Source organism: Williamsia muralis (genome assembly GCF_051487485.1).
In the GTDB taxonomy this organism is placed as follows: domain Bacteria; phylum Actinomycetota; class Actinomycetes; order Mycobacteriales; family Mycobacteriaceae; genus Williamsia; species Williamsia muralis_B.
Map to the genome: position 1 here is coordinate 1,043,394 of NZ_JAHVCV010000002.1, position 6,422 is coordinate 1,049,815.

7 protein-coding genes are annotated in these 6,422 nt (G+C 63.7%); 2 read left to right on the top strand and 5 right to left on the bottom strand.

What is annotated here, in order from left to right:
- Window positions 1-10 precede the first annotated feature (10 nt).
- From hsaB to hsaA, 3 genes are all read right to left on the bottom strand, one after another.
- Complete coding sequence (hsaB, locus tag KXR83_RS08310) at window positions 11-583, bottom strand: 3-hydroxy-9,10-secoandrosta-1,3,5(10)-triene-9,17-dione monooxygenase reductase subunit (RefSeq protein ID WP_437424415.1); 573 nt, start codon at window positions 581-583, stop codon at window positions 11-13.
- Window position 584: 1 nt separating this feature from the next.
- Window positions 585-1,505 (bottom strand): iron-dependent extradiol dioxygenase HsaC, encoded by a 921-nt coding sequence (gene hsaC / locus KXR83_RS08315; protein WP_437424416.1) that lies wholly within the window; start codon window positions 1,503-1,505, stop codon window positions 585-587.
- A 73-nt stretch (window positions 1,506-1,578) separates the two neighbouring features.
- The gene (gene hsaA / locus KXR83_RS08320; RefSeq protein ID WP_437424417.1) at window positions 1,579-2,760 is read right to left on the bottom strand and encodes a 3-hydroxy-9,10-secoandrosta-1,3,5(10)-triene-9,17-dione monooxygenase oxygenase subunit; all 1,182 of its coding nucleotides are present in this window, start codon (window positions 2,758-2,760) and stop codon (window positions 1,579-1,581) included.
- A 226-nt stretch (window positions 2,761-2,986) separates the two neighbouring features.
- Between hsaA and KXR83_RS08325 the strand changes: the two genes are divergently transcribed.
- On the top strand, window positions 2,987-4,207 hold the full coding sequence (locus KXR83_RS08325; RefSeq protein WP_437424418.1) for a Rieske 2Fe-2S domain-containing protein: 1,221 nt from the start codon (window positions 2,987-2,989) through the stop codon (window positions 4,205-4,207).
- 13 nt (window positions 4,208-4,220) lie between these two features.
- On the top strand, window positions 4,221-4,580 hold the full coding sequence (locus KXR83_RS08330; protein WP_437424419.1) for a hypothetical protein: 360 nt from the start codon (window positions 4,221-4,223) through the stop codon (window positions 4,578-4,580).
- 70 nt (window positions 4,581-4,650) lie between these two features.
- Here KXR83_RS08330 and KXR83_RS08335 read toward each other — a convergent pair whose 3' ends face one another.
- The gene (locus tag KXR83_RS08335; protein WP_437424420.1) at window positions 4,651-5,589 is read right to left on the bottom strand and encodes a hypothetical protein; all 939 of its coding nucleotides are present in this window, start codon (window positions 5,587-5,589) and stop codon (window positions 4,651-4,653) included.
- A 119-nt stretch (window positions 5,590-5,708) separates the two neighbouring features.
- Window positions 5,709-6,422 (bottom strand): 4-hydroxy-2-oxovalerate aldolase (dmpG, locus tag KXR83_RS08340; protein ID WP_437424421.1); only part of this gene is annotated, 714 nt, incomplete at its 5' end.

The following is a 6,422-nucleotide window of genomic DNA, read 5'->3' on the forward strand; positions in this document are numbered from 1 at the left end:
ATGGCCGGAACTACAGCCAGGTGTCCCCGCCGGTCCAGGTGAGGAAGCTCTCCAGCTCCGCTTGGGCCGGAGTGACCCGCGGATATTCGGTGGACAGATATCCACCACGGTAGAACAGCAAAGGCTTGTCTTGCAGCACTTCTCCCAAAGTCTGCACCCGGCCTATCGCGATGAAATGGTCGCCGCCGTCATCGACGCGCTCCAGCGTACAATCCACCCATGACAACGAGTGCCGGATGACGGGTAGGCCGAGAGGCGAGGGATCCCAGTCGATCCCGGCGAACTTGTCATCACCCGGTGCGCCGAATGCGGCACTGACGTCCTGCTGGTTGGTCGACAACACGTTGACGCAGAACTTCTTACTCTGCTCGATGACCTTCCAGCTGCGGGAGGTCTTCATCGGGCAGAACAGCACCAGCGGTGGATCGAGCGACAGGGCTGCAAACGACTGGCAGGCGAACCCAACTGGGACGTCATCGGTGGTCATCGTGGTGATCACGGTGACCCCGGTGCAGAACTGACCCATGGCCGTCCGGAACTGCCGCGGGTCGAAATCATCTGAACCGCGTGGATGAGGAGACATGTCAGGCGTTCTTGAATCCGATGGAGAAGTCGTGGCCCCAGAGACTGACCGCCGTGCTCTCGCGGGCCACCCAGTCGGTGTCGTCGACTTGCCTGCCCTCGCAACCGAATTCGATGTCGAATCCGCCCGGCGTCTTCATGTAGAACGAGTACATCAGGTCGTTGACGTGGCGGCCCAGCGTGGCCGACATCGGGACCTTCTTGCGCAACGCCCGGTCGTGGGCGAGGCCCACGTCGTCGGTGTTCTCCACCTCGATCATCAGGTGGACGATGCCGGTGTCGTTCGGGATCGGCAGGAACGCCAGGCTGTGGTGGCGGGGGTTGCAGCCGAAGAACCGAAGCCATGGCGGCTCATCACCCTGTTCGCGTCCGACCAGTTCCGGCGGCAGCCGCATCGAGTCGCGCAGACGGAATCCGAGCACATCGCGGTAGAAGTGCAGCGAGGCTGCGTCGTCGTCGGTGGTGAGGACGACGTGTCCCAAACCCTGCTCGCCCGTCACGAATTTGTGGCCGTAAGGGCTCACCACCCGGCGGTGTTGCAGTGCCACACCATGGAACGCCTCGAGAACGTTGCCGCTCGGGTCCTCGAAGACCACCATCTCCACGACCTGACGGTCGGCCAGTTCTTCGTCCTTGCCTTCGCGGAAGACCACGCCGGCTGCCGACAATCGATCTCGGACTTCTTGCAGTGCAGCGGCGTTGGCACATTCCCAGCCGGACGACGCCAGACGGTCGCGCTCTCCTGGCGTGATCACGAGACGCGCGGGGAAGTCGTCCATGCGCAGGTACAGGGCGCCCTCCGTGGGGCCACTGCCCTCGGGCATACCCAGCACCTTGAGACCGTAGTCACGCCAGGCCGGCATGTCGGTGGCCTCGATACGCATGTAACCGAGTGAACGGATCGGGCCAAGGGTTTCGGTCATCGTCGATCTGCTCCTTTGCGAGATGTCGGTGGTGGTGAACTCAGACCATCGTGTCCGTCTGACCGCTTGCGGGTCAGACCATGGTGTCACCGATGGGGATCCCGAATTCGCCGTTGCCGTAGGCGACATAGGCCCGTTCTGCATCATTGGCCGCGTGGACGCGGCCTGCATGGGCGTCGCGCCAGAACCGCTGGATGGGGGTGCCGTTGTCGAGGGCGTGGGCTCCGGAGTTCTCGAAGAGCCGGTCGATCGACGCGATGGCCCGGCCGGTTGCGCGGACCTGATCGCGACGGGCCTTCAACCGAAGTTCCATCGGGACTTCCTGTCCCGCGAGCAGCAGGTTGTACTCGGCCTGCAGGTTGCCCGAGAGCTGGGTCCACGCCGCGTCGATGTCACTGGCGGCCTCGGCGATGCGAACCTTGGCGAATGGATCATCCTTCGCCTTCTCACCGGCGTAGGCGGCGCGCACGCGCTTACCCTGGTGCTCGACGTGTGCGGCGTAGGCGCCGTAGGCCATTCCCACGATCGGCGCCGAGATGGTGCTCGGATGGATTGTGCCCCAGGGCATCTTGTAGACCGGCGCGGTGTTCTTCTCCAGGCCCGGAGCCTCGCCGGTGCTCATCGCCCGGAAGCTGAGCATCCGGTGGCTCGGTACGAACACGTCCTTGACGTCGATGGTGTTGGATCCGGTGCCCTTGAGCCCGACCACGTTCCACACGTCGCGGATGGCGTAGTCCTCGCGAGGGATCAGGAAGCTCACGAAGTCGACGGGCTTACCGTTCTTGATGACCGGTCCGCCGAGGACAACCCAGCTCGCGTGGCCCGAACCCGACGACCATGCCCACGAACCGTTGACCTTGTAGCCGCCGTCGACCACTTCACCCATACCCATCGGGGCGTAGGACGAGGAGATACGGACAGAGGTGTCCTTGCCCCACACGTCCTCCTGCGCCTGCTGCGGAAAGAGAGCCAGGTGCCAGTTGTGGATGCCGATGATGCCCGAGACCCATCCGGTGGAGCCACAGGCCGAGCCGAGCCGACGCACTGCCTCGTAGAACGTCACCGGGTCGACCTGGTAACCGCCCCACTGCTCGGGCTGCATGAGCTTGAAGAACCCGATGTCCTCGAGCGACGCGATCGTCTCGTCGGGAATCTGACGCAGATCCTCTGCTTCCTGTGCCCGCTGTTCGATCTCGGGCAGCAGTGCGCTGATCTTGTCCAGTACCTGCGCGCCCTCTTGGCTGCGGTCGCTCATCGCGCGATTCCTAACTCTCGTTCCACAAAGTCTTCTCCGGCAAGACTAGAACACGTTCTCATTTATGTCGAGTACTGCAGGTTTACCCCGATTCATGCCGTTTTGATCACTTCCCTGGCGAGTACCTGGCAAGTTTTGTAACATGTTCTAGTAAGCGGGAACGCTTAAACCACGCGGCCCGGCACATGCCGACCCACAGCCGGCATCGATGAACTAGGGAGCAGACATGACGAGTACGGAGTCGGAGTTGGAGCAGGGGGCCCGCCTGACAGCGGTTGACACCAGCGCAGACGGTGGCGCGGTACGCGAGATCGACACCGGCACGCCACCGACCCGATTCGCACGCGGTTGGCATTGCCTCGGCCTTCTTGCCGATTTCGACGACGGCAAGCCCCATCCGGTCACCGTGTTCGGCACCAAACTGGTCGTCTGGGTCGCCGACGGCGAGCTCAAGATCCTCGACGCGTACTGCCGGCACATGGGCGGCGACCTGTCGCAGGGCTCGATCAAGGACGGCAACGTCGCCTGCCCGTTCCACGACTGGCGATGGAAGGCCAACGGGCGTTGCGCCGGCGTCCCGTATGCCAAGCGGGCACCCAAACTGGCCAAGACCCGTTCGTGGCCGGGCATGATCCGCAACGCGCAGATCTTCGTCTACAACGACCCCGAGGGCAACCCGCCCCCCGACGACGTGATCATCCCCGAGCTCGACGAATTGAACAGCGACCAGTGGACCGGCTGGACCTGGAACAAGATCGTCATCGAGGGTTCGAACTGTCGCGAGATCATCGACAACGTCGTCGACATGGCGCACTTCTTCTACGTGCACTATTCGCTGCCCGACTACTTCAAGAACGTCTTCGAAGGCGAGACCGCTGCGCAGTACATGAACTCGCACGGGCGTCCGGACGTCGACATCATGACGGCTTACGGCGACACCAAACTCGAGTCCATCGCCGCCTACTACGGTCCCGCCTACATGCTCAACCCGATGGTGCAGTACTACGGCGGCTATGCGATCGAGACGATCCTGACCAACTGCCACTACCCGATCGACAACAACTCGTTTGTCCTCATGTACGGCGTCATCGCGAAGATCCCCGAGGGTTTGACCGCGGACCAGGCCGACAAGATGGCCACGAAGATCACCGCCGGTATCGAGGTGGGGTTCCTGCAGGACGTCGAGATCTGGAAGCACAAGAGCCGCATCGACAATCCGCTGCTGGTGGAAGAGGACGGCCCGGTCTACCAGCTGCGCCGCTGGTACGACCAGTTCTATGTGGACGTTGCTGATGTCACCGAAGAGATGACGCAGCGCTACGAATACGAGATCGACACCACCAAGGCCGTCGAGAACTGGAACATCGAGGTCCAGGAGAACATTCGCCTCAAGGCCGAGCGCGAAGCCGCGAACGCCTCGACGCCCGAGACGGCTTCGGCCACGTGATCGCCGCCCCGTCATGAGCATCAGTTGGTCGAAGGCTCCGGATCTCAGCCAGGATCCGGAGCGCGGCCCAGCGGTCCGGGAAGCGACGTCGAGAGACAAAGAGCACTACCTACGGGGTGGGCTGCGGGAGATCGAGTGCCGCACCTGCCACGCCTGCGTGATGGTGAAGAAATACAGCCCGCACCACACGAGCGTCCAGTGGACAGCACAGGCGCGAGAGCAATGTCCTGAACTCACCCGGATCCGGGCTGAAGGGGGAAACCCCGCAATGTTGCCGACATGCCCCCGGCTCTCGGCCAGCATCGATCACGGTGTGAGCGAGGGAATCATCCCCAAGGAATCACCCGATGTCGACCCGGACGGCTACTACTGACCCGGGCTACTCGCAGAGACAAGAACACCACTCGCGATCGATCGCGAGTGGTGTTCTTTTGTCGTAACCCTCACTGTCCGTACGGACCGGGCCTCTGATTGCCCGAACCGGGCGGGCCGTAGTACGGCCCGGGCGCTTGCCCGTATCCCCCGGCCTGTCCGCCGGGAGTACCGAACTGTTGGGGCGGTGGACCGTAACCCTGCGGCTGCTGCGGGCCGGATACTCCGGGCCCGGGCCGACTGCCCTTACCGGCCAAGGCCAAATAGGTGGCGACGCCGGCAGCGATCAAGGTGATGAACGCGCCGAGGACCACAAGCCACAGTGCCCACCCCGCGTCCACCTCCGAGGTGTCACCGGCATCGCCGTCGATGACAACACTGCCCGGGTCGGCGATGAACACAAGGGACACGATCACCGCGACCAGTCCCAGAACCGTCCCGGCGATTGCCGCGATGGCGGGATACCTGTTGATGATCAACGGAACAGCAGCACCGGCCAGCAAGAGCCCGATGACGATGGTGACGATGCCCGGCGCGCTGGTTTCGGCCTCTGCCTCGCTCTCGGCGTCGGCCACCTCACTCGAGTCGGCCGTGTCGTCGCCCGCGTCGATGGTCACCGAACCCAGGCCGCTGATCGACACGCTTCCCACACCGAAGTCCTGTGACGCCCAGGTGAAAAAGCTGAACAGCACGATCAGCAGGCCACCAACGGCGAGAGCGATGCCCGGGAACCTCACCGCGGAATTGGACGACCTGGGAGCGAGCAGTCGACTCTTGGCGGACGTCTGGTTCGGACCGGCGGAACCGAACGCAGACTGATAACCGGATTGCTGCGGCGGATAGCCGGGTCCCGGTTGATGGCCAGGTTGATAACCCCCGGGCTGGTACCCACCGGGCTGCTGACCGCCGGGCTGATATCCCCCCGGCTGATGGCCACCGGGCGGCTGACCACCGGGACCCCCAGGCGGCGGGAACCCACCGCTGTTTCCGGATGGCGGACCGTAGGTCATGTTCTCCCCCTGATCAGTGCATCACCGACGCGCGGACGCACGCTCGGACCCCGATCGTAGCGTCCGGTGTTCCCGGAGACCGGGGTCCGCGAGTCAGCGGCAATGCCTGCGGCGAACTCTCACACGCCGGCGTTCGCGTCCTGCTTCTTCTTGAGCTCCAAGGCGATGTCGATCAGTTGATCTTCTTGTCCGCCGACAAGCTTTCGACTGCCCGCCTCGATCAAGATCGCTGCGGCGGACACACCGTACTTCTCGGCGTGGCCCTCGGCGTGCTTGAGGAACGAGCTGTAACACCCGGCGTAACCCATCATCATTGCCGGCCGGTCGACCAGGCATTCGGTGGGCATGACCGGCCGCACCACGTCCTGCGCGGCATCGGCGATCTTCATGAAGTCGATGCCGGTGCTGATGCCCAGCTTGTCGCAGACACCCACAAACGCCTCCACGGGCGTGTTGCCTGCGCCGGCACCGAAGCGGCGGACCGACCCGTCGATCTGCTGAGCACCTGCCCGAACGGCCGCAATGGAATTGGCGACCGCGATGTCGAGGTTCTCGTGTCCGTGGAAACCGATCTGAGCGTCGTCGCCCAGCTCGGCACGCAATGCCGACACCCGATCCGACACCTGCTCGAGCACCAGTGCGCCGGCCGAATCCACCACATACACACACTGACAACCCGCATCAGCCATGATCCGCGCCTGCTTCGCAAGCACCTCGGGAGGCTGACTGTGCGACATCATCAAGAACCCCACGGTCTCGAGCCCCAACTCACGCGCCAACCCGAAATGCTGAATCGACACATCAGCCTCGGTGCAATGCGTCGCGATACGACA